The following is a 25,424-nucleotide window of genomic DNA, read 5'->3' on the forward strand; positions in this document are numbered from 1 at the left end:
ATTCTATTTGTAAAATCGCTTCTACATTTCACTTTGCTAGAACTTGGCAGGACACATCAATGGTAGAGGGCGATCTCGCACCTCCTCTCGAGAGGTACGGCGTCACAATTTTAAACTTAGGCGATCTTCCAAATGAGAACTAGTGACGGAAGACTCATCCACTACCTTTTAATTGAAAACGAGATTGGTTAAATAATTCCTCGTCTAAGAATACCCCTCTAGTTTCCCAGAAAACATTCGCGATCAATTCTCTTGAGCCAGGAACAAGATCCTCCCTAAATGCCACACTTGCGAACGCTTGGCTACCCTCGAAACCTGGCGTACCTCGTACCTGAACGCAAATGGACCTCAAGCCATAAAGTTACCCGGCACCCCCATCAAAATGAAGTCGCTGCTGGACGGATACTATCGCGTTTTAAAAGTCACCCTGACTTGCCTAATGGGACTTATGATCGTCCCCGTGTTTATGCAGGTGGTATCCCGTTTTACCGACCTTTTGCCGCGATACATCTGGACTGAGGAGGTCGCTCGGTTCTGCTTTGTCTGGATTATAATGATCGGTTCCATGATCGCCGTTAGAGATGGTACGCACTTTGATGTGGATCTACTCCCAAAGCCAAAACGATTTAGTAATCGTGGTATTCTAAAGCTGGTACGCCACGCCTCAATGTTCGCTCTCGCGATCGTATTTCTCGTCTACGGCATTGATTTTGCCAAATTCGGAATGGCTCAGAGCTCGGAAATGAGTGGCATCAACATGCTGAGCATCTACATCACCTTTCCCCTCGCCGGCCTCACCTGGATCCTTTTTCTCCTAGAAAAGCTAGCCCTGGATTTCAAGCAGATCAGAAGTAACCGCGAACCGGAGCTGGAGGCATGAGCACAGGAGAAGCAGCCGCAATCATGTTTGGCGTCTTCGCTGCCCTCGTGCTCCTGAGAGTACCCGTTTCGTTCGCATTGGGTCTAGCCTGCCTTCCAATACTTTTTATCGATGAGCGACTCACACCATTTCTTCTGATCAATGAAATGTGGAAGTCCTACAACGCATTCATATTGCTCGCTGTGCCCTTCTTCTTGCTAGCGGCTAATCTCATGAATGCCGCCGGAATTACCGAGCGCCTTATCAACCTGGCACGTGCTTCTGTAGGGCACCTTCCCGGCGGGCTCGGGCATATCAACGTCATGGTCAGCATGCTCTTCGCCGGAATCTCCGGTTCTTCCACCGCAGACGCAGCGGGTATCGGATCACTGCTGATTCCTGCCATGAAGAAACAAGGCTACGACACCTCATTTTCAGTAGCGATCACGGCTTGTTCTTCCGTGATGGGCGTTATCATACCCCCGAGCATCATAATGATCGTCTGGGGAGGCCTCATGTCTGTATCCATCGGCGGACTTTTCCTCGCCGGGATGGTCCCTGGAATCCTCATTGCCTTGTTTATGATGTGTACCGTGCTCGTCTACGCGAAAACTCGAAACTACCCCATTTACAAGAGAGCTTCTCTCATGGAGTTTTTCCAAGCATTCGGGAAGTCCATTCTCGCGCTGGTCACTCCCACGATCATCGTCGGAGGAATTATAGGCGGGCTCTTCACTCCGACCGAAGCATCCGTCGTCGCGGTCTTGTATTCCGCTTTTCTCGGTGGATTGATTTATCGAGCAATCGGACCGAAACAATTCCCGAGAGTTCTCTACGATTCCGCTCGGCTATCCGCTATTTCACTCTTCTGCATAGGGACTGCATCCGCTTTTGGCTGGCTACTCGCCTACTACAGGGTCCCTCAAGCCCTGGTGGATATGGTCGCCGCTTACGGTACTGGAATTATAACGACAGGATTTATCATCGCCCTCTCCTTTTTGGTTATCGGCATGTTCATAGATGCGATTCCGGCCATAATTATTCTGGGTACGATACTCTTACCTCTAGCTGAAAAAGCCGGAATGCACCCCATACATTTCGCCATCATTGGAGTCATCTCACTCGCCTTTGGTCTCGTCACACCGCCCTACGGCTTGTGCCTTCTTATTTCCTGCTCCGTTGGCGAGGTCGCGGTTTCGAAGGTCCTAAAAGATGTCGCCATATTGTTGCTTCCCCTGCTCCTCCTTTTGGGGCTAACTATCGTATTCCCAGAAATCGTCCTATTCCTCCCGCGCTGGCTGGCTCCTGAGTTTCTGTGATCTTAAAACGCTTCGTGAGTCACGGGCTTTATTAACCTAAATTCTGCCTAAAAATTTAACCAAAAAAAGAGCAAGAAACACAGATTGAGAAAATCGCGTCTCGTGTACAGGATGTTGTTTCTATCGTGCTGGGAAATTAAAAACTATTGTTGAGGTATATACTCCGTCAAATAAAATGAACAAGACTGCGCTCTTGGCAAAGCTAAAACTGAACCCTCGCCTTGCTGTCCGATTTCATAAAAATCACCTCCTAACCAACCATTTTAGACACATTTGGACGGAAAGTTTCATCAAGTAGCCCCACCCAGTCGATTCCCAAGTCAGCCAAAATTAGGCTCCCCCTAAACACGGGGAGCAAACACCAGCTATCAGCGACCCACTACTAGACGGCACCAAAACAAAACAGGAAACCCTAACTGGCGCCCCTTGAAATGAACATTTCCTAACATTAAAATTTGAATACAAAACTTAAATCTCCAGTGCCCGAAGGCACCGAAGCCTGAAGTTATTTTCTTCCTTTAACGCGATTGAAGCGTAGCTACAATCCCGCCTCGGGTCTTTTGATTTCCATATAGACCATGGCACCAAAGGCCAACACAGCCATAATTTCGAATACTATTAATGCAGTCGTTTAGTTTCTCCTCCTTTAACTTTTTCTACGTCGAGAGAACGGCGAAACTAGAGATCCAGTTGTGCCATTTGACCGAAAATCCGATTTTCGATTTACTCGCTTGTCGCTCGTCCCGCTTACGTGATATCTGAGTATTTACACTCCGCTAAAGTCCTCTATGAAAATATTCTCAGCCACACTTTTCTTCCTTTTACTTCTTATCCAACCTTTCGCGGCCCCGTCGACACTCATTCGACTGGAGGAACGCGACTTCGGAGAGCTCGATGATGGGTCAACCGTCCGGCAGTTTCTTCTTCGCAATGCAAATGGGATGACAGTGGGGGTTATATCTTACGGAGCGATCATAACCGAAATACAAGCACCTGACCGGACGGGAAGCGTTCGCAATGTCGTAGCCGGTTCCCAGTCTTTAGATGACTATCTCGGCCCGTTTCCCGCCGCAGCTGTCATTGGACGTTTTGCCAATCGAATCAAAGACGGACGGTTTAAAATTGATGGCCAAGACTACCAAGTCACCCAAAACGCTCGAGCCAACCATATTCACGGTGGTGCAAAGGGTTTCGCCAAAGTCAATTGGAACGCAGAAGCCTTGCCGGTCTCGAAAACGGAAGCCGGCGTGGTCTTCTCATATTTCAGCAAAGATGGTGAGGAAGGTTACCCGGGCAACCTCACCGCGACCGTGACCTACACGCTCAACGACCAAAACGAGCTATCGCTCGCTTACACCGCTAAAACGGACAAACCGACGATTGTAAATTTGACCAATCACGCCTACTTCAATCTGTCCAACGGAGGGGGCTTTGAAGATCACATCCTTTGGCTCAATGCCCATCAATACACCCTCGCCGATTCCGATCTGCTTCCGACCGGCGAACTAGCTACAGTGTCTGGATCTCCCTTTGACTTTACCGTTCCACAAACGATTGGCTGGCGGCTCGATCAGATTGGAGAACCTCACCCCTACAAGTACGACGACAACTTCGTCATCAAAGCCGGCAGAAACCAATTAGTCGTGGCCGCCCGTGTTCACGAGCCGGAGAGCGGACGACTCATGGAAGTGAGAACCGACCAGCCTGGCGTTCAGCTCTACACGGGAAACAAGCATGGCTTTTGCCTCGAGACCCAGCATTATCCGGATTCAATCAATCACCCGCAGTTCCCCTCTCCTATAGTCAGACCCAGCAAACCGTTTAAGAGCACCACCCAGTTCGTATTCTCAATTCAATAGTCTGATCTCAGCCGCTTTTCTCCCGATCAATTTTCCACCCTTTGAATCCTAAATTTATGAACTCCTCTTCCCGCCAAACAAAACGTGCGTTTGTCACAGGTGGAACCAGCGGCATCGGCCTTGCAATCGCTCATGGGTTTTCAGAATCTGGATACGAAGTAGTCGCGGCAGGGATCGGTGACCTTCCTGAGCCGACAGACGGAATCGATTTTAGAGCCTTGGATGTCCGGGACGAGACATCTGTCACCAAGGCCTTTGCGGGCCTGGATCGACTCGACGTTCTGGTGAATGCCGCTGGGGTAATCCGCCGCCAAGAGGAGCTTCAGCCGAAGATTTTCGACTCAGTCGTCGATATCAATCTAAACGGCACTATGCGTGCGTGCATCGCTGCTCGCTCTCTCCTCGCGCAATCAGGTGGATCCATCATCAACACCGCTTCGATGCTGAGCTACTTCGGCGGGGGTATAGTACCCGCTTATTCCACATCCAAGGGGGGCGTGGTGCAGCTCACCAAGTCCCTCGCGATCGCCTTTGCGGGCGACGGGATTCGCGTCAATGCAATTGCTCCTGGCTGGATCGAATCTCCGATGACCCAATCGCTCCGCGACGACCCAAACCGAAACCAGGCAATCATTGACCGCACACCCCTCAAACGCTGGGGCGATCCCTCTGAACTGGTCGGGCCCGCTCTTTTCCTTGCTAGCGCATCGGCTTCCTTTATCACCGGAACTGTTCTCAACGTCGACGGCGGATATGCCGCGATGTAATTTATATTGAATTACCGAAACAGCAAATCCATCGCAAAATGCCGCTTTCCGAATCTGATCCAAACCCATGTGTCCCGTACCAGCACCCCATGCCGCCTGATGCTCAATCTGACATCGTTGTTCCCAACGCCATTCCGGATGACGAGGGAGCCTGGGTACCACAAGCCGAGGGTGTCTTTTTCCGGCCCCTTTGTCTCAACATATCCCAAGGGTATTGGATGAACATGCTCAGAGTGACGAGAGCCGGAATCCTGTCCCGCCACCGGCATCCCAATGCCGTGCACGGCTATGTGATCAAAGGACGCTGGCACTACCTTGAACATGACTGGGTAGCCACTGAGGGCAGCTACGTTTACGAACCACCGGGTGAAACGCACACCCTCGTGGTACCCGACGATGTGGAGGAAATGATCACCTACTTTCAAGTAAATGGAGTCATGTACTACGTCGACCCCTACGGCAAACACCTTGGATACGAAGACGTTTTTACCAAGATCGACATGTGTCGCAAACACTATACCAAAGTCGGCCTAGGATCAGACTACGTAAACCAGTTTATCCGGTAAGGGAATCTTTTAACACGATTCGGCGAAATAAGGTAGCGGGCGATCTCCGAGAGCCCACAAAATATACCAATCTATGGGTGCTCGGAGATCGCCAGCTACCTTTCAACAATCCCAAATCACTTTTCCCCAACATACTGTCACTTACGAAAGGTAGATCCTTGAGCATCTTTTTGCCGGCTTCGTTTTCCATGAGATCCACATCGGTAACGATGCGTCCTATGTAGGTCAGGAAGCCTACTTTCACTTCGAATTCGTATCGGTATTGAGACCCGTGACTATTCAAGCCTGACAAGGAAAAATCGTAAATCTCGTAGACACCCGGTATCAGAGAAAAGGAGAAAAGACCCTTCTTGGGCACAAGTTTCTCGGGTTTTCCCAACCCGTCCTTCCAGCGAATGTCATTCGTAACTTTGGGTTTCGATTTCCCCAGATCACACGCCAACAAAGCCGTTATTGCAAACAGTATGCCATTCGACCTCAGATCCAGCCAAGCCACTTTATTGGGGACCATCTTTTTCGCCAGACCGTTCCTGCAGGAAAATGCAAAAGCCAGAATGAAAATGAGGCACAATGAGCGTTTGTCTCTCAGTGATCCTTGAGAGCACACAAGCCTATACACGGGGATGTAATTGATCCATCCTTACTTATTGAAAGCGCCCCCTCATGAGGTTTTTCACGGGTATTTAAATCTTCCAGGAACACAACAAACCCCAGTGCAGCACTAGGACTGCAACTGGGGTGCTGAAAAAGCTACTTGGTAGTTTAGACTATCACGCTAGAGCCTAGCGACGCAGTCAAGAGAGGTCAAAGCGATCGAGATTCATCACCTTTTCCCACGCGTCAACAAAGTCCTGCACGAATGACGCCTTCGCGTCATCACAGGCATAAACTTCTGATAAGGCACGAAGCTGGGAGTTCGATCCAAAGACAAGATCAACCGCCGTTCCTGACCATTTGAGTTCTCCCGTGTTAAGATCTTTTCCTTCGAAGAAGTGCTCGCAACGGGGAGACTTCTTCCATTCCAGGTTCATATCGAGCAGGTTGACAAAAAAGTCATTCGAAAGCGAACCGGGCTCCTTAGTGAAAACTCCCAACGGGCTTTGTCCTGTATTCGCATTCAAAACACGCAATCCACCAACGAGCACCGTCATTTCGGGAGCGGTCAGCGTCAACAGATGGGCCCTGTCCAGCAACAGCTCTTCAGTTGACCGATCTTCATCTCCTTTGGCGTGATTCCGGAATCCGTCTGCCTTCGGTTCGAGCACCGCAAAGGATTCGACGTCGGTCATTTCCTGTGACGCGTCCGTCCGTCCTGGCGAGAAGGATACACTTGCCTCGTGCCCCGCTTTTTTGGCCGCTTCTTCGACCGCCGCGCAGCCTCCGAGAACGATCACATCCGCAAGCGACACCTTTTTTCCACCTGAGGCAGAGTTATTGAAGTCGGTCTGAACCTGCTCCAGTTTTTGCAGCACTCTGGCCAAATCTTCCGGGCTATTCACTTCCCATTCCTTTTGCGGTGCAAGGCGGATACGAGCTCCGTTAGCTCCCCCGCGTTTGTCCGTACCGCGAAAGGTCGAAGCTGACGCCCAAGCGGTCGTGACCAACTGAGGGATAGTCAATCCGGATGCCAGGATCTTGCCTTTGAGAGCAGCCACATCGGCGGCGTCAATCAACGGACGATCCACTTCCGGAACCGGGTCCTGCCAGAGGAGGGGTTCGTGGGGAACCATTGAGCCCAGACAACGGGAACGCGGTCCCATGTCGCGGTGGGTGAGCTTGTACCACGCTTTGGAAAAAGCTTCCGCAAACTGGTCGGGATTCTCGTGGAAGCGCCGTGAGATTTTTTCATATTCCGGGTCCACGCGAAGAGCGAGGTCCGTCGTGAACATGATGGGAGCGTGTCGCTTTGACGGATCGTGAGCATCCGGCACGGTGCCATCAGCAGCCGCATCCTTTGGAATCCACTGAGTCGCGCCCGCGGGGCTTTTGGTCTTCTCCCATTCGTAACCAAACAGGTTGTCAAAATATTCGTTATCCCATTTTATTGGATTGGTCGTCCATGCACCTTCCAGTCCACTGCTGATCGTATACTCCGCGTTGCCCGTGCCAAAACTGTTCTTCCATCCGAGCCCTTGCTCTTCAAGGCTGGCTCCTTCAGGCTCGGCACCGACGTACTGGTTTGGGTCGCCCGCGCCGTGCGCTTTACCAAAGGTGTGTCCCCCCGCAATAAGAGCGACCGTCTCCTCATCGCCCATCGCCATCCGGCCAAAGGTCTCGCGAATGTCCCTTGCCGCCGCCAGCGAGTCTGGATCTCCATTGGGGCCCTCAGGATTTACATAAATGAGACCCATCTGAACGGCTCCAAGCGGGTTTTCGAGTTCGCGGTCACCCGTGTAGCGCTCGTCACCCAGCCATTCGCTCTCGACTCCCCAGTACACATCGATTTCCGGTTCCCAAACGTCTTCGCGCCCGCCCGCAAAACCGTAAGACTTCAAGCCCATCGACTCGATCGCGCAAGTGCCCGTGAATACCATCAAGTCCGCCCATGAAAGCTTGCGACCGTATTTCTGTTTGATCGGCCAAAGTAGCCTACGAGCCTTGTCTAAGTTCACATTGTCAGGCCAACTGTTCAGAGGAGCAAAGCGCAGTGTGCCCGCCGACGCCCCGCCCCGGCCATCTCCGATTCGATAAGTGCCCGCGCTGTGCCACGCCATCCGCACGAAAAGGGGCCCATAGTGACCATAATCGGCCGGCCACCAATCCTGCGAAGTCGTCATCACTTCCTCGATGTCCTTCTTCAATTCATCCAAGTCAATCTTGCTGAACTCCTGGGCGTAGTTGAAATCCTCGCCCATTGGATCGGACATAGGAGAGTTTTGATGGAGGATTTGCAAGTTTAGCTGGTTGGGCCACCAGTCCCGGTTCGACTTGGAGCCTGCCGCGGTGTGCCGGCTCGCCGCTCCGCCCATCACCGGGCACTTGCTAATACTATTCATATCTTGGTCGGTACTCATAAATTACTTCAATTAATACAGGTTTACAGATTGGGTTAGGATTTCGCCTTCGACTGGCAATCGGGGCACAAACCCCAGTAGATGACTTCTGCTTCGTCGATCCGGTAGCCGTGGTTGTCCTCGGCATCTAGGCAAGGAGCTCGGCCGTTTTCGCAATCGGTATCCACCAATGAGCCACACTCTCGGCACACTAGATGATAATGATTGTCGACTCGGTCCTCGTATCGAGCGGCCAATCCGGCCGGCTGAATCCGACGGATTAGCCCGTGCTCGGACATAACATTCAAAGTGTCGTATACTGCTTGACGGGAAATCGCACCGATTTCGGACCGCACATGATCGCAGATCTCATCGGCCATCGTATGGGGGTGATCGCTCACCGCTTTGTGTACCGCCAAACGCTGAGCGGTGACCTGTAGGCCCGCTCCCTTCAACGCAGCAGATACATCTAGGGGTTCGGATGAAGACATTAACTTCCAGAGATAACCTAATTTTGGACTAGATCAAGAATTCGTTTCAGAAATCTTTCCCGCGACCTACCGATAGGAAGACTCCTACGCTTTCTTTTAAGTGGACTCCAAATCCTCAAATCCAGCTTTAATGGCAGCATCCCGACCTGAAGATTGAAGATAAATCTTTCTTTATCCTGTGAAATGGGCAATGACACTTCCCGAAGTTTATCTTGGTGGGGACCTCTCGCTAACTTTCGAACATTCTGATCGGTCCAATCCTGACGCCTCCTCTGAGTCTAACTCGGATAAGGAGTTCCCATGGAAAGAAATCACCACTATCAGTGCTGGCGAAGCAATCAATTGCTGTCTCAGCCCTACGACCGTTTGCTACATTTCGGAAGCATCGCCTGACAATGCCGTTCTCTCTAAAAGAGCGATCGCTATTGAAAAGCGAATTTTGGCGAGCTCGGTGGGAAAACAGCTAACGGCCTGTAAGGCATTCTGATAAATACAAAATCCTATCTATCATCGATAGCTAAAAAGCGGGACTGGACACGGACTTCGTTCTCGACGGCGAACCAAACGGCATTCCCATCTTTCGCAACCTAGCCGATGCCTTGAACCAGGCCGAACTGCTCCTAGACTACTTCGTTTTTGGAATTGCACCTGCGGGCGGTATGTTGCAGTCGACAGAACGCAAGCTTGTACGGGAAGCCATCCCGTCTATTCGACCTCGAGCTTTATCCTGAGCGAAAGTTGTCCGGCCGGTGTAATCTTGCAACGCACGCCAAATCGGCAGCATCGGTATGGCTTCGACCAGATGGAAATGGCAACGCTCGGAGAGCTTTGTGGAAATGATGCTCTCAGCTTTCCCTCAAATTGGGGAAGGTTATCAGACAGGCCAGCCTAACCATTACGGGTTTGGAGCAATTACGCGGGAGGGCTAGCCGTTGGAAACTAAGACCCCTCCCAGCTCAATTACAGCGCCTTGCTCTGCGCCATGGCTTCCCCCTTTTTTTGAAAAACAGCGCAATCGCAGTCGGAACACAGCTGATTTTGAGTGAAGAAGTCCCCAAATGTTCTAAATCCCTTTTCCTGACTGCCGAACACTTCTTTCTACTTTCACCATTGGTTTTTCATTCCGCTCCAGTACGTCATTCCAACCGATTCCCATAAAACCCTACCTTATACTCAGCAGGAACTGATTCATAATTTCAATACGCTTAGCGTCAAAGAAGGCTTTCCCACCATGCTTGGCTCCGTGAATTGGGATGAAGGTAACATCTAGATTGAGCTCATTGTATTTACCCAGCAATTCAATAGATTGATTGATCGGCATTTGAGGGTCCTGGTCGCCGTGGATCATCAGTAAGGGGGGATCCGTTTCGTCGACATGAAACACCGGACTGGCGAGTTGGGTCTCCTTGACGAGATCTTCCGGTTGTCCCCCTATGAAGGCTTCCAATGCCGGAACTCGGACACTCAGACCATGAGGCGTTGATTGATTCAGAATAGTGGTCAAGTTACTCGCTCCATACAGGGAAACGATTCCTTGAATGTCGGAAGAGACGTTTCCGTTTCCTCCCACCGATCCTTCCAATTGAAACTGACCATTAGTTACGCCGACTTGGGCTGCCAGGTGACCGCCAGCAGACGAGCCAATTACAAATATCTTATTTGCTCGTAAACGGTATTCCTGCTGATTGGCCCGGAGGAATCGAATAGCGCCCTTTATGTCGTGTGATTGGGCTGGAAAGTGCGCTTGACCACTCAAACGATAGTTCACGCTGGCTAAAGTCCAGCCCTTGTCCACGAGCCCGAGTATCGGCACTTTATCCTTCGAGCCAGATCGCCATGCACCTCCATGTACCCAAACGATCAATCCATTTTTCGCTTTCCCTTTTGGCTGATAAAGGTCCAGAGCCAGAGAGGTGTCCCCAACCGTTGCGAATACTATGTCTTTGGTGATATTTCGTTCCATAGCCATTGAATTCAACGGCATAGAGCTACCTACCAAGATCAACGCTGCCGCATATCTCAAAACTCGAACAGTCATACCCAAATTTCATTGCTGGCACCAAAAAAGACAACGCTTTTCACGTATAGAATCCCGTGGGGAGAAGTGGGCCGGTCTTCCCAGCCACAAAAGGACCCTCAAACCTCCACGAGGAGGTCATTGGCATAGAGTAGTTTAACGAGTTCAACGTCCGCAAAATGGTTGCCCTTGAAGTCGGTGATGTTTCCCACAAAGCGACCTTCCTCTATTAGGGCCAGGGCAGCGACGAGATCCAGGATGGCACGATGCCAAGCCGCCTCAAGCGACTTGCCTTCGAATTGATGAGTGGGCTCGTTCACGTAGCCCCACTTCCCTGCAACGAGAATATTCCTCTTGTTGTATCCAATATTTCGTACATCGGCAAAGATCTTCCCAAAGGTTCGAATGAGCATCATTTGCCTCCAGGTCGCGTTGGTACGGGCCGTTGAACCATGATCGAACGAGCGGTCATTTAGCACGAAACAGATACGCTGCTGCCCGATCGCGTTGGGAAAATCGCGAGCACAGTCGACTCTCAAAGTCCGGTCACCCGACTGACAGGGCGAAATCGTCGTAAATCCCTCGTGGGGAGTGCCAATCGTAACCGTTTCTTTAACCGTTAGGTACTTAACTTCTCCGGGACACTCCGCGCGTCCCACTTTTTTCAACGCAGTAACTAAGTCTTCACTTCCCGCATTAAACAGGGGCGGATCTCCGGACTTCATGCGGATCATCAAGTTGTCCACGTCCATCCCTGCCTTCAAAGCGATGATGTGCTCCACCAGCCTGGCGTAATTATGCGCCGACCCCGAACGGAGGACAATATTACTCACGACCTTGCCCGTCGTCCAAACGTTTCGGACCGAAACCTTGATGGGACCCGAATCCGGAAGATCTTCTCGGTCAAACCACCATCCGGGTTTATCGGTAGGCTCAAGTTTCAGGGTCCGTATCTCATCTTTCGCAAAGGTTCCCGGCGCGCTTACCGCAACAGGGTTTGCAATCGTCAAGGGATGGTCATGTGACGGTCCGGCAGAATCGTTACTCCAGTCTTGGTCGACCGGCAGCCCACTGAATCTTTGGTACGACCGTTCCAAGGCATCATTGTTGCCATCCAAAATTCTTCCAAAATCGAAGTCTCGGGCCATCGAGGAATCGTCATCGCTTAATTGGAACGCTTTGCAAGCTTTTCGAAGGCAAATTTGATGAGAGCCTTACCGTTTCCCGGTGAGCTCCCAATGCCGTCTGGAACAACCCGGATGAGGCAATACCATTAGAACCCCAATATAATTGTCGGCATAGCACAAAAAAACCATTGTACCTTTTACTCTCCTTTCTCAAACCGAATCTCTCCTTTCTTAATGGGATAGCATCTTTTACAACTCCGTAAGCAAACTACCGATTTAATTGGTTAAGCATCTAACTATCTGGCTCTTATACTAGTTCTAAACAACATTTCGAATATGATAGCCTCCAAACCAAAGTATCCCGGAATTCTAATCACTACGAAAGGGAATCAACTTGTAGCCCTTTACACCGAAGTGCATATCACCGAAGCAGGCGTCTTCTACCCCTTAACCCCTTCCACCGAGATGGGCGAGTTTGCTCGAGCCGAGGGCCAACTCAATGTTTTCGATCGCTCCACCATATCCATCGAGTGCAAGGGAGAGCACGCTGCTGAGGGGGGCATCGCTCAATCGGTTACAGGGGAGCGTACAGTCAATTTTACCTATGACCAAGGAATCGTCTACGGAATCGAGCAATACTACCACGCTCCATCCAAATTGAGTACGATGTTTCTCGAAGTGGCCGCCACTATTCCTTCGTCACTGAGTGCAACACGGACAATGCTGACACGGTATTCGTGTCATTGGTATCGTCAGCGGAAAATATCGAAGCGGACATCGACCATATCAAGGAAAACCGTAGCGTAGAAGTCGGAGCCATCCATCTCAACATCATACGACGCTTACCCGAGGCCGCAGTCGTGGAAGTGCTGGCTGGCAAGAAAAACATCAAAATCATTGAGCGTACGGACGAGCCCATGGCGGGCGACAATCCGCTGGCTCGAGACGTGCGCACCGCACTCACCAAGGCGCTCACCAATCATGCGGGCAACCCCTCGAACATCCCTGCCATATCCCCCGAAGAGATGCCTCGTATATATTCAGGTATCTATGGACTGGGTCCGCACGAATTCCGGCCAGAGGACATCCTCGGGGCCTACGAGTACACGCAAGGCAAGATCAGGCGCCAAGACGGCAAACACAAGGACGACGGCGAATCCTACTTCACCCTGGGAATCAACCACCCTTACAATGTTCGCTCAACGGAAACACCTTCCATTCTGCCCAAAAATGCGATTACGGTCAGCCCTTAGACGCTCCCTTTTCAAATAAATGCAACCACTCTTGTCAAGAATGCGTCTTTTAAGCGTTACAACCAACCATCCTTGTTAATTATGAAAATCTTACGTTTCGCACTCGGATCAATCATCCTTTCACTATTTACTTCAATGGCCATAGCAGGAATAGACGTCGGCAGTACCGTTAACGGAGTTGTCGCCAATGACGACAAGGGCAACCTTTGGAGCTTGGATGAGCACATCGGCAAGAAAAACGTCATCGTCTACTTCTACCCAGCTGCGATGACTGGCGGCTGCACGAAGCAAGCCTGCGCCTACCGCGATCAGTCGGTTGCCCTGAACGATGCGGACGCAATCGTCGTCGGCGTCAGTGGAGACTCGGTCAACAACCTAAAGCTGTTCAGAGAGACTAACGGTCTCAACTTCACCCTAATTTCGGACATTGACGGAGCGATTGCCAAAAAGTTTGGCGTAGCGACTCGCGATGGGTCCTCAATTGAACGAGAAGTAGATGGCGTCATGCACACACTCACCCGCGGAATTACCACGGGACGCTGGACATTCGTCATCGATAAGGCGGGTAAAGTTATTTACAAGGATGACGCGGTCAAAGCGACCGAAGACACCGCAAACGTTCTAGGCCTGCTCAAAAAGGCGTAGGGAACCGTCCCCTGCTTAACTTTCCCAATCCCGTTTGTTTCCGGAGAGGGTTTTTTATGACTACATTCTTCGGTAGACGTAGCTGAACAGCTGAGCTGACTTGCTTTGATTTCCCATGATCCCTATGCGGATACTTATTTTTGTGAAGATGCCAAAAGTCCTCAGTTTTATCACGACCTTTGTATCGCCCTGACCACGAAAAATGAGCGTGTTGCGACCAGCATCCCGCATTTTCTCATCCACGAGAACGTAATCTAGGCCTGGCAGGAAATTCTTGAAGCCGGCCTCAAGTGGACGAATCTCCTCGTTCAAGCGAATTTCCCAAATCCCAGTAAACGCTTTGTACTTTGCTTGCTGGACTCGCTTGAGAGTATCCTCCTCGCTGTTGGTCGCGACCGAGCTTGTCGCCGACAGGAACACAAGACCCATGCCTGCAAACACTCGCTTGAAAATACTCGATTTCATCAACATGATCCTAACCCTATGCCAGAGGATTTTTTTGTCAACCAGCGAGCCTGGCAAAACCCTTTCCCGAAGCTCTAGGCTTTCTAGCCGAGAGCCTCTTTCACGGCGGCAGAAGCAAGTCGCATATCCAAAGCGGAGCCATGTTTCTTTTTTAACGCAGCCATGACCAAACCCATCTCCTTCATCGACGTCGCACCCGTTAAGGCAATTGCTTGGGAAACCAGTTTCGGATAAACCTCCTCCGCTAGCTTGGAAGGCAACAACGCAGACAGCAAATCAGCGCATTCCTGTAGCTCTTTCGCCTGCTCATACCTTCCCGCCTTGGCAAACGCTTCCGCCGATTCCTTGAACTTGCCCGCCTCCTTTTCGACTACCGCGACCATCTTCGCTTCATCGAAATCCTGATTTGCACGGACTTCTCCCTCTTGAATTGCCGCCAACGCTGCCCCGTACGCCTGGGTGCTGTTTGCATCGCGAGCCAATCGCGCCTTCTGGTGAAGTTCTTTGAGCCTAAATTTCATAAAACTCGATAGAGGACATACCCGAGTCGCTTTGGCAATAAGCAAAAAATGGCCCCCTCAAACCCAAGGACTGATTTCCGGGGCAGTTTCCAATCACCAGTTCCGGATCATTGCTCTCGAATCGATACCGCTTCTACCGCTGGAAAATCATAGGGAACAGCCTGCGTCACTTTTCCCGTTGCTGCCCACTCGGTCCCTCTCAGCAAGGTTGTAATAAATCCAACGCAATTGAGGGAGGGAACCCGCTCATCGTCCTTCGTATTACAGTGCCCTAAGGTGGTATGGAAGATGCGACCTTCACCATAACGAATGTCCATAAGCATCGGTTCGTGGTTGTCCGTTCCCTTGTCCACCTTTCCCTTGTCGGCTTTCGCGGTAGCCAAAATCGTCACGTTCTTTGCCGGACCCCGTAGACGACTATAGATCTCGTCGTTAGGATGCAACCATCGCACGGGAAGCCCCTTCATAATTGGATGCTCAGGGGCCCGTGTCACAATTTCGAAGTCATGTTTCGGCGGATGCATCGCCGACCCTGGAGTATTGAGCAACTGCGCCTTTCCATCAAACCAATGGATCTTGCGACCGAAATCGTCGCCTCGACCTCCCCAACCTCCGACGCCAATCATTTCGTTAAAAGCGGGCCAATCGGCAAAGGAGTTATCCGTCGCATGAACCGAGACCAAACCCCCTCCACCTCCGACAAAGGCCTCTAATCCCTTTCGAGCTGACTCGGGCCAACTATCACCCTCGTAGTCCAAGACGACCACATCATAGGACGCGAACTCGGGGTTAAAACCAGAAAAGTCTTCACCTTGAGCCGGTGAGACGACTTTGGTCACCTCGAACAAGTCCAACGCAGAAAGGCGCTTTTCTAACAGCAAGCTGCTCAGCTCCCAATTGTGGTACTTGCTACTCTGTCCCGTCAGCAGCATCACCTTGATTTTTGAAGCAGGCGACTCCTTCGAACAAGAACATAGGACTATCCCAGCGAGCAAAGCTAGGAAGAGCCGTTTAAAAAAATTAGAAATACGAAAATTGATTGGGTACATAAACTTCAAAAACGATCGAGAGTCTCCAGTAGCTTACTCAAAAAGCAATCCGAGAATACTTGCGATGGCAGACTCGATTGCTCGGAGACATAATTCCATAACCAAACGAAAAGAGAACGACTCATTTCTCCCCCACCTAATGAATCGAAAAGAATCGGCGTGGAGTTCGGGGAGTTTCATAAGCCAACTCCCTGACACAGCCCGTTTTGCATCGACAAAGCCTGGGAACTCAGGGACAGATTCGTGCCACATACCGACTACATTGGCAACGCCTAATCCTAACCGATTGTCGCCAACTCCTTGGATTACATAGTCGCTTCTCACGTCGTCGAACACTGAGCGACCCCCGTGAAAGCCTTTGTTGAATTCTACAGAGTCATCAAACCCGGGGGCATGATCTACATCGTAGTGCCAGATAAGATCAAAACATTAGATCGCAACCGACCGACGACATCCGTGGACCACATGCTCGAAGAATTTTCGAACGATGTCGAAGACAGTAACCCCAACCATATCCACGGTTTCACCCTCGGCATCGATTAGTAAACGATATACCCAGAATTACCCCAATCAGACTATGATCGTGAAAACTGGACCACCATGAATGCTATACTAAGGTAAACAGCGAGGGAGAGGGAACAACAACCACCTCCATGTATTCGATAAATTTAATACAATAGATCCCGCCAACAACCTATCGTCAAACGGGACTTTGGGTATCAATTGGGAAGTGCTGGACTATCGAGACGACTTTCCCTCCGAAGATCCCCAAAGTTTTCTTCTCGTACTGAAAAAGAGCCCAAAGAAGAAAATACTCAACCAGACATCCATTGCCTTCCAGAAATAGTTCCACCGAAACTTCCCCATGACCACTTCCCGGTTCGAATACCAGGGCCGTTACCCAGCGATAATTGGCGCGCATTCTAAAGGATGGAACACGCTCTTAAAAGGGCCGTTTCGATATCGCCCTCAAGTGAAACTTTTTTCCTCTCAACACGTATTCTACCGACGTCTCGGTACAGTGGAGACAAAGCCGCTTCAATCCTTTGGAGCGAGCGACTTGTTTGTTTTTGGCAAAATTTCCATAGGTTCGGTCTCCTACGATCGGCAGCCCTCGTTTTGAGGCCTGGATCCGCAATTGGTGAGTTCGTCCCGTTTGAGGACTGAGAGTAAGCAGACTCATAACAGGAATTCCCGGAATGGGCTGGGAACTCAATAGTTTCGTTTCAGCGGTAACGCCACTTCCCACGGAAGCTCGAAGCCCGCCCTGGCTCTTAGACACGGACAAACGATCTTTCCATAGATTGGAGCCCTCTCTACGTGATGTCCCAAACACCAGCGCCTCGTAGACTTTGCGAATCCTCCTTTTTTCAAAAGCGTCTCGAATCAGATCCCTCAATTTCTTGTTCACCGTCATTAGCAGCAAACCAGACGTCGCCGAATCGAGCCGATTGAGTAGGTAGAGGGGTTTATCTGCATCAGGACCCCTTCCCAATTGGAACGCCTGCACCTCCTCATCGTAAGGCACGTTCAGAAGGCAACCGCTTGCCTCTCCCTTGCGGTTGGGATGTGACAAAATTCCCGCCGGCTTATCAACCGCTATCAGGCCATTCCCATCGAGGGCCGCTATCTGGACCCCTTCCCCCCAGGGATAGGCATTTGCATCCACCAATTCTTTCAACCTCACGAACCCAAAAGAATTGGCCCCCTACTTTCAACCTTAACTCCAACTAATTTCATTTCGATCGATCTGCCTACCGACAAGGAGTAACAAACTTGCGCACACAGCAACTTGCGTGTGCAAGTTTTTCTGAGTATCATTTAGGTTGATTTTTGCAAATGCTAGCTTGGCTAATGCCTTTCGATCAGTACTTTTTCACCAATGGCATCTTCTCAAGAATTCCCTGAGTTGTTACGGGAAATCGGTCTCGAAACCTTTAAAATCGACCTTAACGACGAAAACGCATCGCTCGAAAACCTCACTGTGAGCGATCTTCGCAAGGCCCTCAACGCCGCATGCGATTCCGGGCAAGCCTTAAAAATGAAGGAGGGTATGGAATCGAGTCTTCTTTTTTGGCAACTGATGGAGTCATTACCGGACCATGTTTTCTTCAAGGACAGCAAAAGCCGATTTATTTGCATCAACCATTCCCTCGCCCATTTCTTCGGACTGGAACACCCCGACGACGCCATCGGGCGGAGCGACTTCGATTTCTTCCAAGCGGAGTATGCTAGAGCAAAGTTCGATACGGAACAGGAAATCATTAGCTCAGACGAGGGCTGGTGCTTTAGGGAAGAACGCGACCTGCAAAGCGATGGAAGCGAGAAGTGGGTGCTAACTACCAAACTGCCGCTCCACGATCTTAACGGTGATGTTTGTGGGACCTTCGGGATCTCCAGCGATATCAGCCAACGCAAAAAGGCGGAACTGGAGCTTGACCAACAACGCCACCTCCTGGAAACCATCGTCGAGATTTTGCCCTGCCGCATCTTTGTTCGCGACAGCGGAGACCGCTTCGTTATGATCAATGAGGAGTACCGCAGGGCCTTCGACCTCGAGACCAAAGAAGAGGTTATCGGGAGGAAACTTACCGAGATCCGCGACAACGAGCAGGCCCATCGTATTGAGGCAATGGATGCTGAAATCATCAAGACGGGTATCGCCGTACTGGATGAGCTCGAGTTCAATAAGAGTCTTCTGGGCAAGGAACGTTGGGTTCTTAATTCGAAGGTTCCCCTTATGGGTCGTGATGGTAAGCCGGAAGGAATCGTGGGTATGACTCACGACATTACCGAGCAGAAAAACGCCGAGGAAAGCGCTCGAGCGGCAGGCAAGGCGCTGGCGGTAAAGAACAAGCAATTCGAGGCGGAGCTATTTGTCGCTCGCCAGTTGCAAGAGCAGCTCATGTCGATGGGTTTTAACGACCAATCCACCTATAATAGAATCGGCAAGGCTTGGGAACTGGAAGCATCCTACTTATATTCGCCAAGCCACCACTTGGCCGGAGATTTCTTTTACCTCATTCCTATTCCAGACAACAAATTAGGCATACTGATTTGCGATGTCATGGGTCACGGTATCAAAGCAGCTCTGGTAACGATGCTGATTCGCGGACTGATGCTAGAGGCTCCTGTTCTCCTGACCGATCCGGGAAAAGTTCTCAAGCACTTGAACGATAAGCTCGTTGTACTTGCAGAGGACCCGGAATTCCCCCGTTTCGTAACGGCTCTTTATACCGTGATCGATTTGAACTCCGGCAATGTAATTCTCGCTAACGCGGGGCACCCTGCTCCCATTTGGCGAGTTGAAGACCAATCCGGCACCCACTTTGAGCTTTGCCCGACCGAAAACATGGGGCCGGCTCTTGGCCTGATCCCTGAAGACACCTTCACGAACAATGACTTCACATTAACTCAGAAGACCGAACTTCTCTTTTTCACTGATGGTATCATCGAGCAAAAGACTAAAAATGGCGAGGAATGGGGTGTTGAAAATCTTGAGGAAACCGTTCTTGACCACGAGAGCGACGAATTGCCCGTACAACTCAAAGCGATTTCTCAAGAACTAAAAGACTTGGCAGGCGCTGAAGAGCTTTCGGACGATGTTTGTGTCATCGCCGTCAGGCTTTTTCCGCGCTGAAAGGTTGCAACGGGGGTCGCACCTCTCAACCTCTGACGACTCAAACTTTCTGCTGTATTCAAATAAGTTATGCTTACTATAATTTCACCTGCCAAAACGCTCGACTTTGATTCCCCCTGCACGTGCAGCGACTTCACCCGTCCCAATTTCCTGTCACAATCCCGTGAGTTGGTCTCCATGCTGAAAGCAAAACCGGCCTCTGAAATTAAGAGTTTGATGTCTCTAAGCGACCCCCTCGCCACCTTGAATACGAAGCGATACAAGCAGTGGAAGGCTCCGTTAAAACTGAGCAAAACCGCCCGCCAAGCGGCCTACGCCTTCATGGGCGACGTCTACCAAGGCTTGAGTTTCGCGTCCTTAAGTTCTGGAGAGCAGGACTACGCCCAGCAGCATCTACGCATCCTGTCAGGTCTTTACGGCATCCTACGACCCCTCGATTTGATCGCCCCTCATCGCCTCGAAATGGGCACTTCCCTCACGAATCGGAAGGGTCGCTCTCTCTATGCGTTCTGGGGTGATACGCAGACTCGATTCATTAATCGGGAGGCTAGCCAAACCCACTCCAAGGTACTTCTCAATTTAGCATCCGACGAGTACTTTAAGTCAATAAAGCCTAAGGATCTCAAACTGTCGGTAGTCACCCCACGGTTTCTGGATTCAAACGACGGAGCGTCCTATAAAGTTATTAGTTTCTACGCAAAACGCGCCCGAGGTCTCATGACTCGTTGGGCCATTCAGAATCGCGTTCAGGATTCGGAATCCCTGCAGGATTTCAACGAAGTTGGCTACCGCTTCGACAAGGCCCGTTCCGAGGAAAACCGACCCACTTTCATTCGGTCACACAACTAGCCAAAGCTCACCCTAAGGCGGGCGACACCCACTGCTCCTTGCTCGCGATCGCCTCCGCGCACCGGATTCCGTCGAGGGCTGCCGATACTATACCGCCTGCAAAACCGGCTCCCTCACCACAAGGATAAAGACCTTCAACTTCTGGATGTTCCAGTAATTGAGGATCGCGAGGAATTCTAACCGGCGAGCTCGTACGCGTCTCGAAACCGATCAAGTTCGCATCCTGAGTTACATACCCATTCATCGACTTGCCAAACTGACGCAGGCCTTCTTGTATCAGGTCGCCCACCCCCTTGGGGAGCAAGGCATGAATGGGTGCTGGAGTGAGACCCGGAAAGTAGCTCGAATCGGGCAAGTCAGCGGAGTCCCGCTTTTTCAAAAAGTCACGCATTCTCTGGGACGGCGCCTTTTGCTTGCCCCCTCCGGCTCGTGAGGCCACCCGCTCCATTTCTTTTTGGAAAGCAACCCCTGCAAGCACGCCATGCTCCCTTCGTAAATCCTCAGTGTCCTCGGGCTCAATGCTGACCACAAACCCGCTATTCGCAAAGGGTGAGTCCCGACGGGCGAGTGACATTCCATTGACCACAACCTCGTCGCTCTCTGTGGCTGACGGCACTACAAATCCGCCTGGGCACATGCAAAACGAATGCACACCACGATCGCGAATCTTGGTAGCTAAGCTGTAGCTGGCTGCGGGTAGCATCGGATGCCGACTAGCCGTTCTCTTCTATGAGTACTGGATGCTATCGATAAGTGGCTGCGGATGCTCAATGCGAACGCCTACCGCAAACGGCTTCTGTTCCATCCGTACCCTCTCCCGCTCAAGGAGATGGTAAATATCGCGGGCGCTGTGGCCGGTTGCCAACAAAACTGCATCCCCAAGAAATTCCTGACCCTCCTTTGTGGATACGCCGCGTATTTTTTCCCCATTTGAACTCCGGATAAATCCCGTCACACGCATCTCAAAATGGACTTCTGCACCACTCGCCAGAATTGTTTCACGCATTGCTCGAACGACGTTGGGCAGCAAATTGGACCCGATGTGGGGATGTGAATCTATCAGGATACGGGACGGCGCTCCATGTTCGACAAACGTTTCGTAGACTTTTCGAACCGGTCCTCGTTTCGTCGCTCGAGTATAGAGTTTACCGTCGGAATAGGTACCCGCACCCCCCTCCCCAAAACAGTAATTCGAATCCTCGATAACGCGGCCCTCCCTCAATATCGGGGCCAGGTCAAAGCGGCGGGCAATCGCATCTTTTCCGCGTTCCAGAATAATTGGCTTCCAGCCAAGCTCAATCGCCCTCAAGGCGGCGAACATTCCAGCCGGGCCCATCCCAACAATCACCAGCCGCTTGGCACCACTTGGAATTCTCGGGTAACTCGGGTTGCATTCAGGTTCTGGGGGAAGCTTCCCATTGACCGCTACATCCAGGCGTAACTGCACTTTTATCTGAGCCCTCCGGGCATCGATCGAGTGTTTCTTCAATCTAATCTCGGTAATCAGTGACGGTTCAACACCAATCTTTTCTGCCGCCGCCTGGCGCCAAACAGATTCGTCATCCGACTGTTCCAGCAGAAGCGTTATGGTTACTGTATGGCAAGTAGGCTCTGTCATGACTGGGACGCAAACAGATGATCCACGCTATCCCTGCCGTCCAGCCCAAAGATCAAGGAATAGAGGAGTCTTCGTAAAGATGGGTTGATCAATCGATCGCACCAAACGGGATTTTGGCTTTGCAAGCTATTGAATGAAACGCTTTCCCTGTGCGAGTCGAGAATACCGCCTTTGTCTCTTCTTCTCTCGTGAACGATCTCCTCAACCAGTTTCTTGTCGTATTCCAAGCTGTGGCCCAAATCGGGCTCGTAGTCCTATTCGCGGGCTGGCTGGTTCGTCGCCAAATCTTACCCGCCTCCGGAGTTAAACTGATTTCGGACACTGTTATTACCGTCTTTTTGCCCTGTCTCATATTCTCCCATATTGTCGGTGGATTCTATCCTGCGGAATTTAAGGGCTGGTGGATTCTTCCTCTTTCTTCCGCCGTCCTAATTTCAATCGGATGGGCGATCTCCTTCCCTCTTTTTTCTAGAACTGGCGAGGCGAGGCGCGAACTCATGCCCGCCGCCTTTCTCCAAAACGCGGCCTACTTCATTCTGCCGCTCGGAAAGATTATTCTACCGGAGCAGTTCGATGAATTTGCCCGCTATGTCTTCCTTTTCATACTAGCTCACAACCCCCTTTTATGGCTGATCGGAAAACACTATTTTCTGAAAAGAGGGAGCGGTGAGCCATTCCACTGGAAACAACTACTCAGTCCTCCCATCTACGCGAACATCATTGCCCTCACATTAGTGGCCACCGGTGCTCGGCCCTACGTGCCCACCTTTGTGGTCGATACGGCGACTTTTCTCGGAGAAGGAGCAGTCCCGCTAGGAACCTTCGCCTTGGGAGCCACCCTGGGCACGATTCATATCAATTTTCGTCGCTACCTAAAGGTCGCAGGCCTGGTTGCTTTCCAGAAATTGTTCATCATGCCTCTTATCGTACTGGGAGCGATGGCCCTTGTCCCATGGCTTCGATCCAGCCCAGTACTAATCCTCCTTTTTATCCTTCAAGGAGCCTCGCCTTGTGCAACTTCCCTCATACTTCAGAGCAAAAGCTACAGCGAAGATTCCGAACGCATCGGTACCATCATTGTAATCTGCTACATTGTATGCACTTTTTCTATACCTTTGTGGGTCGCGATCTCGAGTACTCTATACCCGTAGACCATACTTCCAGATTTCAATTACCCCGTTTCGATCTAAAACGACCGATTCCAGCAAAGTGTTGGGAAATTAGCATGTCCCTACGCCATTTCCCTTAAAATAACTAAGTAAGTAATTAACTTCCACAGTCGGCCATCCCATTACCTCACACCTATTTCACAGGAGAGGATTAGTGGAGTTTCTTTTCGCAGTATCGACCTTATTCACATTACCAATTATTCTGCACGGTCTTTACGAATCCGACCGGATCATGCGGATCTTCAAACAGCGTCTCCCCTCAAAGTGGTGCGAATCCGGGTTTCCATGCGGCTACTTCAAAATTCCCAGCGAGTTAGGCAACAACTAGTGGGTCCGAGACAAGTTTGTCGTGAAGCTTTCTTTTTGTGGATCAAGATCGATTGGATTGGGAAGGATGCCGAAGCCATGAAGCGAGGCAAACGCATCGCCTTCATGTCTCCTCTGGTCATCGTCTGTGCCGTTTCCTGGTGGTTAGAAATTCGACCTCTGTTCGCTTAAACAATTAAACCAGGTCCAGATTCAATCGATTGATTTGGGACTCAACGATACTCAAGACCGCTCAGCAATCAAATCGATTTACTTGAAGCTTGGCTGAGCCCACATATTCACGCAGCCTAACTGTTTATCAATCTCGGCCCCCAAGAAAAGCAATGACCTCGAAATATCTGTTTCCTCCCGCCAAATTCATTTTCAGCTTTTTAACGGCCTCGATGCTGACTACTGACGAATCCTGGGCGGACCAACACCAATCGGATCAAAAGCTAAACATAATTCTCGTTTTCATCGACGACATGGGCTGGGGAGACTTTTCTTGCTTTGGCAATACAGATGCCGAAACACCAAATATTGACCGGCTCGCCCAAGAGGGCATCGCGTTCGAACAGTTTTACGTAAACTCACCCATATGCTCGCCGTCACGCGTAGCGATTTCGACCGGTCAGTACCCTCAGCGATGGGGAATTACGTCGTACCTTAACAACCGTAAGTCGAATGCTGTGCGTGGTGTTCGTGATTGGCTAGACCTCAACGCTCCCATGCTCGCCCGTTTTCTCCATGACGATGGTTACGCCACGGGACATTTTGGGAAATGGCACATGGGTGGACAACGCGATGTGCATGAGGCTCCCTTGATCACGGATTACGGATTCGACGAATCCATCACGAACTTCGAAGGGCTGGGAGCCCGCGTCCTTCCCTTAAAGTACTCCCCAGGGACTCAGCCACCCGTACCGCACAATCTGGGATCCCACACCCTCGGGCACGGTCCAGTTATTTGGCACGATCGAGCTTTTGTGACCGAAACATTTACCGAAGCTGCGGTCGCCTTTGCCAAAGTTGCGGCTTCCAGAAACCAACCCTTCTACCTCAATCTCTGGCCCGACGACGTTCACACACCCATGCATCCCCCTCTCCATAAATGGGGTGATGGCAGCAAACGCCATCTCTACCTCCAGGTTTTGGAAACGATGGACACGCAACTAGGCGTACTGTTTGATCTTGTACATAATGATAAAAACCTTCGACACAACACCCTCATTGCCGTTTGCTCGGACAATGGACCTGAGGTGGGCTTCGGATCCGCCGGTCACTTGCGGGGGCACAAAGCGACCTTATTTGAAGGGGGTATCCGTTCTTCGCTCATTGTCTGGGCACCGGGACGGATGGATAAGGAAGTGCAGGGCACGCGGAACTCTAGCTCGATTTTTTCTGCGATAGACCTCGTCCCCTCGCTGCTCTCTGTAGCAGATGTCGATACCAGTGTAACTTTCGATGGAGAGAACCTCGAAGAGACCCTTTTAGGGAAAAGTAAGGCCTCCCGATCCCAGCCGCTCTACTTCCGACGCCCGCCTGATCGCGAGAACTTCCGGCACTACAAGGGTCTTCCGGACCTAGCGGTTCGCGATGGAAAATGGAAACTTTTTTGCGACTACGATGGTGCGAATCCAGTACTCTATGATCTCTCAAAGGATCCTGCTGAAACCACCAACATCGCATCGAACAACGGCAACATCGTCAAACGCTTGGAAGCGCAACTACTCAAATGGAATGCGTCTATGCCCGCTGACAACGGTCCAGAGCTGGGTCGCTTGGCCCGAGCCGCCAAAAAGTAAAGCGATCCAAGCTGTGATACTTTTTTGGAACCTTTCAGCATTGCCTAGCATTTGCCTCAGTATTAACCGGAAATTCCGAAAACGCGGCCCCCAAAAGAAAGATCCA

Annotated in this window: 28 protein-coding genes and 1 pseudogene; 17 read left to right on the top strand and 12 right to left on the bottom strand. The window is 50.9% G+C overall.

Annotation, left to right across the window (positions count from 1 at the left end):
• Positions 1–382: 382 nt before the first annotated feature.
• The 5 genes from GA004_RS11010 (at position 383) to GA004_RS11030 (ending at position 5,370) form a co-directional block, all read left to right on the top strand.
• Complete coding sequence (locus GA004_RS11010) at positions 383–880, top strand: TRAP transporter small permease (protein ID WP_283393915.1); 498 nt, start codon at positions 383–385, stop codon at positions 878–880.
• Positions 877–2,178: a TRAP transporter large permease gene (locus GA004_RS11015; RefSeq protein ID WP_283393916.1), complete on the top strand. Its 1,302-nt coding sequence runs from the start codon at positions 877–879 to the stop codon at positions 2,176–2,178. The genes GA004_RS11010 and GA004_RS11015 overlap by 4 nt, the downstream gene beginning before the upstream one ends.
• Before the next feature lie 788 nt (positions 2,179–2,966).
• Positions 2,967–4,037, top strand: a complete 1,071-nt coding sequence (locus GA004_RS11020; protein WP_283393917.1) for an aldose epimerase family protein — start codon at positions 2,967–2,969, stop codon at positions 4,035–4,037.
• 56 nt (positions 4,038–4,093) lie between these two features.
• Positions 4,094–4,804 (top strand): SDR family NAD(P)-dependent oxidoreductase, encoded by a 711-nt coding sequence (locus tag GA004_RS11025; RefSeq protein ID WP_283393918.1) that lies wholly within the window; start codon positions 4,094–4,096, stop codon positions 4,802–4,804.
• Positions 4,805–4,842: 38 nt separating this feature from the next.
• A complete protein-coding gene (locus GA004_RS11030; protein WP_283393919.1) occupies positions 4,843–5,370 on the top strand; it encodes a 2,4'-dihydroxyacetophenone dioxygenase family protein in 528 nt (175 codons plus the stop codon).
• Here GA004_RS11030 and GA004_RS11035 read toward each other — a convergent pair.
• From GA004_RS11035 to GA004_RS11045, 3 genes are all read right to left on the bottom strand, one after another.
• Positions 5,360–5,881 (bottom strand): hypothetical protein, encoded by a 522-nt coding sequence (locus tag GA004_RS11035; RefSeq protein ID WP_283393920.1) that lies wholly within the window; start codon positions 5,879–5,881, stop codon positions 5,360–5,362. The two genes, GA004_RS11030 and GA004_RS11035, sit on opposite strands and share 11 nt — an antisense overlap.
• Before the next feature lie 283 nt (positions 5,882–6,164).
• Positions 6,165–8,384 carry a catalase/peroxidase HPI gene (gene katG, locus GA004_RS11040; RefSeq protein ID WP_283393921.1) on the bottom strand — a complete coding sequence of 740 codons (2,220 nt, stop codon included), beginning with the start codon at positions 8,382–8,384 and terminating at the stop codon, positions 6,165–6,167.
• A gap of 35 nt (positions 8,385–8,419) precedes the next feature.
• Entirely contained in the window at positions 8,420–8,854 is a 435-nt protein-coding gene (locus GA004_RS11045) for a Fur family transcriptional regulator (protein WP_283393922.1), read from the bottom strand.
• A gap of 178 nt (positions 8,855–9,032) precedes the next feature.
• Between GA004_RS11045 and GA004_RS11050 the strand changes: the two genes are divergently transcribed.
• The 3 genes from GA004_RS11050 to GA004_RS18215 all read left to right on the top strand — a co-directional run bounded on the left by GA004_RS11050 (position 9,033) and on the right by GA004_RS18215 (position 9,746).
• A complete protein-coding gene (locus GA004_RS11050; protein WP_283393923.1) occupies positions 9,033–9,341 on the top strand; it encodes a hypothetical protein in 309 nt (102 codons plus the stop codon).
• 88 nt (positions 9,342–9,429) lie between these two features.
• Positions 9,430–9,585: a DUF1611 domain-containing protein gene (locus GA004_RS18000; protein ID WP_343218854.1), complete on the top strand. Its 156-nt coding sequence runs from the start codon at positions 9,430–9,432 to the stop codon at positions 9,583–9,585.
• Between the two features lie 23 nt (positions 9,586–9,608).
• Positions 9,609–9,746 (top strand): hypothetical protein, encoded by a 138-nt coding sequence (locus tag GA004_RS18215; RefSeq protein WP_425492932.1) that lies wholly within the window; start codon positions 9,609–9,611, stop codon positions 9,744–9,746.
• A 270-nt stretch (positions 9,747–10,016) separates the two neighbouring features.
• Here the strand turns inward: GA004_RS18215 and GA004_RS11055 are convergent, their stop codons facing one another.
• The gene (locus GA004_RS11055) at positions 10,017–10,817 is read right to left on the bottom strand and encodes an alpha/beta hydrolase (RefSeq protein WP_283393924.1); all 801 of its coding nucleotides are present in this window, start codon (positions 10,815–10,817) and stop codon (positions 10,017–10,019) included.
• A 173-nt stretch (positions 10,818–10,990) separates the two neighbouring features.
• Complete coding sequence (locus GA004_RS11060; protein WP_283393925.1) at positions 10,991–12,019, bottom strand: UDP-3-O-acyl-N-acetylglucosamine deacetylase; 1,029 nt, start codon at positions 12,017–12,019, stop codon at positions 10,991–10,993.
• A gap of 315 nt (positions 12,020–12,334) precedes the next feature.
• Between GA004_RS11060 and GA004_RS11065 the strand changes: the two genes are divergently transcribed.
• From GA004_RS11065 to GA004_RS11075, 3 genes are all read left to right on the top strand, one after another.
• A complete protein-coding gene (locus tag GA004_RS11065) occupies positions 12,335–12,805 on the top strand; it encodes a hypothetical protein (RefSeq protein ID WP_283393926.1) in 471 nt (156 codons plus the stop codon).
• On the top strand, positions 12,736–13,251 hold the full coding sequence (locus GA004_RS11070) for a hypothetical protein (RefSeq protein WP_283393927.1): 516 nt from the start codon (positions 12,736–12,738) through the stop codon (positions 13,249–13,251). Before GA004_RS11065 ends, GA004_RS11070 begins: the two co-directional genes overlap by 70 nt.
• An 81-nt stretch (positions 13,252–13,332) precedes the next feature.
• Positions 13,333–13,896 (top strand): peroxiredoxin, encoded by a 564-nt coding sequence (locus GA004_RS11075; RefSeq protein WP_283393928.1) that lies wholly within the window; start codon positions 13,333–13,335, stop codon positions 13,894–13,896.
• Positions 13,897–13,956: 60 nt separating this feature from the next.
• On the opposite strand, the gene GA004_RS11080 is transcribed toward GA004_RS11075, so the two are convergent.
• From GA004_RS11080 to GA004_RS11090, 3 genes are all read right to left on the bottom strand, one after another.
• Complete coding sequence (locus tag GA004_RS11080) at positions 13,957–14,361, bottom strand: hypothetical protein (RefSeq protein ID WP_283393929.1); 405 nt, start codon at positions 14,359–14,361, stop codon at positions 13,957–13,959.
• Between the two features lie 83 nt (positions 14,362–14,444).
• Positions 14,445–14,882, bottom strand: a complete 438-nt coding sequence (locus GA004_RS11085; RefSeq protein WP_283393930.1) for a GatB/YqeY domain-containing protein — start codon at positions 14,880–14,882, stop codon at positions 14,445–14,447.
• Between the two features lie 107 nt (positions 14,883–14,989).
• On the bottom strand, positions 14,990–15,814 hold the full coding sequence (locus tag GA004_RS11090; protein WP_283393931.1) for a ThuA domain-containing protein: 825 nt from the start codon (positions 15,812–15,814) through the stop codon (positions 14,990–14,992).
• 465 nt (positions 15,815–16,279) lie between these two features.
• Here GA004_RS11090 and GA004_RS11095 point away from each other — a divergent pair, with 465 nt between their 5' ends.
• The gene (locus tag GA004_RS11095) at positions 16,280–16,474 is read left to right on the top strand and encodes a hypothetical protein (RefSeq protein WP_283393932.1); all 195 of its coding nucleotides are present in this window, start codon (positions 16,280–16,282) and stop codon (positions 16,472–16,474) included.
• A 157-nt stretch (positions 16,475–16,631) separates the two neighbouring features.
• Here GA004_RS11095 and GA004_RS11100 read toward each other — a convergent pair whose 3' ends face one another.
• Together GA004_RS11100 and GA004_RS11105 are read right to left on the bottom strand one after the other, a co-directional pair.
• Entirely contained in the window at positions 16,632–16,853 is a 222-nt protein-coding gene (locus GA004_RS11100; RefSeq protein WP_283393933.1) for a hypothetical protein, read from the bottom strand.
• Between the two features lie 21 nt (positions 16,854–16,874).
• A complete protein-coding gene (locus GA004_RS11105; protein ID WP_283393934.1) occupies positions 16,875–17,618 on the bottom strand; it encodes a pseudouridine synthase in 744 nt (247 codons plus the stop codon).
• A gap of 195 nt (positions 17,619–17,813) precedes the next feature.
• On the opposite strand from GA004_RS11105, the gene GA004_RS11110 reads away from it, so the two are divergent.
• Positions 17,814–19,571: a SpoIIE family protein phosphatase gene (locus GA004_RS11110; protein ID WP_283393935.1), complete on the top strand. Its 1,758-nt coding sequence runs from the start codon at positions 17,814–17,816 to the stop codon at positions 19,569–19,571.
• 69 nt (positions 19,572–19,640) lie between these two features.
• Entirely contained in the window at positions 19,641–20,420 is a 780-nt protein-coding gene (gene yaaA, locus GA004_RS11115; protein ID WP_283393936.1) for a peroxide stress protein YaaA, read from the top strand.
• Positions 20,421–20,427: 7 nt separating this feature from the next.
• Here yaaA and GA004_RS11120 read toward each other — a convergent pair.
• Positions 20,428–21,126 (bottom strand): annotated as a pseudogene (locus GA004_RS11120) (NAD(P)/FAD-dependent oxidoreductase); the annotation flags it as partial.
• A 21-nt stretch (positions 21,127–21,147) separates the two neighbouring features.
• The gene (locus GA004_RS11125; RefSeq protein WP_283393938.1) at positions 21,148–22,038 is read right to left on the bottom strand and encodes an NAD(P)/FAD-dependent oxidoreductase; all 891 of its coding nucleotides are present in this window, start codon (positions 22,036–22,038) and stop codon (positions 21,148–21,150) included.
• A gap of 188 nt (positions 22,039–22,226) precedes the next feature.
• Here GA004_RS11125 and GA004_RS11130 point away from each other — a divergent pair, with 188 nt between their 5' ends.
• The 3 genes from GA004_RS11130 (at position 22,227) to GA004_RS11140 (ending at position 25,318) form a co-directional block, all read left to right on the top strand.
• Positions 22,227–23,189 carry an AEC family transporter gene (locus tag GA004_RS11130; RefSeq protein WP_283393939.1) on the top strand — a complete coding sequence of 321 codons (963 nt, stop codon included), beginning with the start codon at positions 22,227–22,229 and terminating at the stop codon, positions 23,187–23,189.
• Positions 23,190–23,492: 303 nt separating this feature from the next.
• Positions 23,493–23,705 (top strand): hypothetical protein, encoded by a 213-nt coding sequence (locus tag GA004_RS11135; RefSeq protein ID WP_283393940.1) that lies wholly within the window; start codon positions 23,493–23,495, stop codon positions 23,703–23,705.
• A 152-nt stretch (positions 23,706–23,857) separates the two neighbouring features.
• The gene (locus GA004_RS11140; RefSeq protein WP_283393941.1) at positions 23,858–25,318 is read left to right on the top strand and encodes a sulfatase family protein; all 1,461 of its coding nucleotides are present in this window, start codon (positions 23,858–23,860) and stop codon (positions 25,316–25,318) included.
• Positions 25,319–25,424: the final 106 nt, after the last annotated feature.

Source organism: Candidatus Pelagisphaera phototrophica, assembly GCF_014529625.1.
Classification (GTDB): domain Bacteria; phylum Verrucomicrobiota; class Verrucomicrobiia; order Opitutales; family Opitutaceae; genus Pelagisphaera; species Pelagisphaera phototrophica.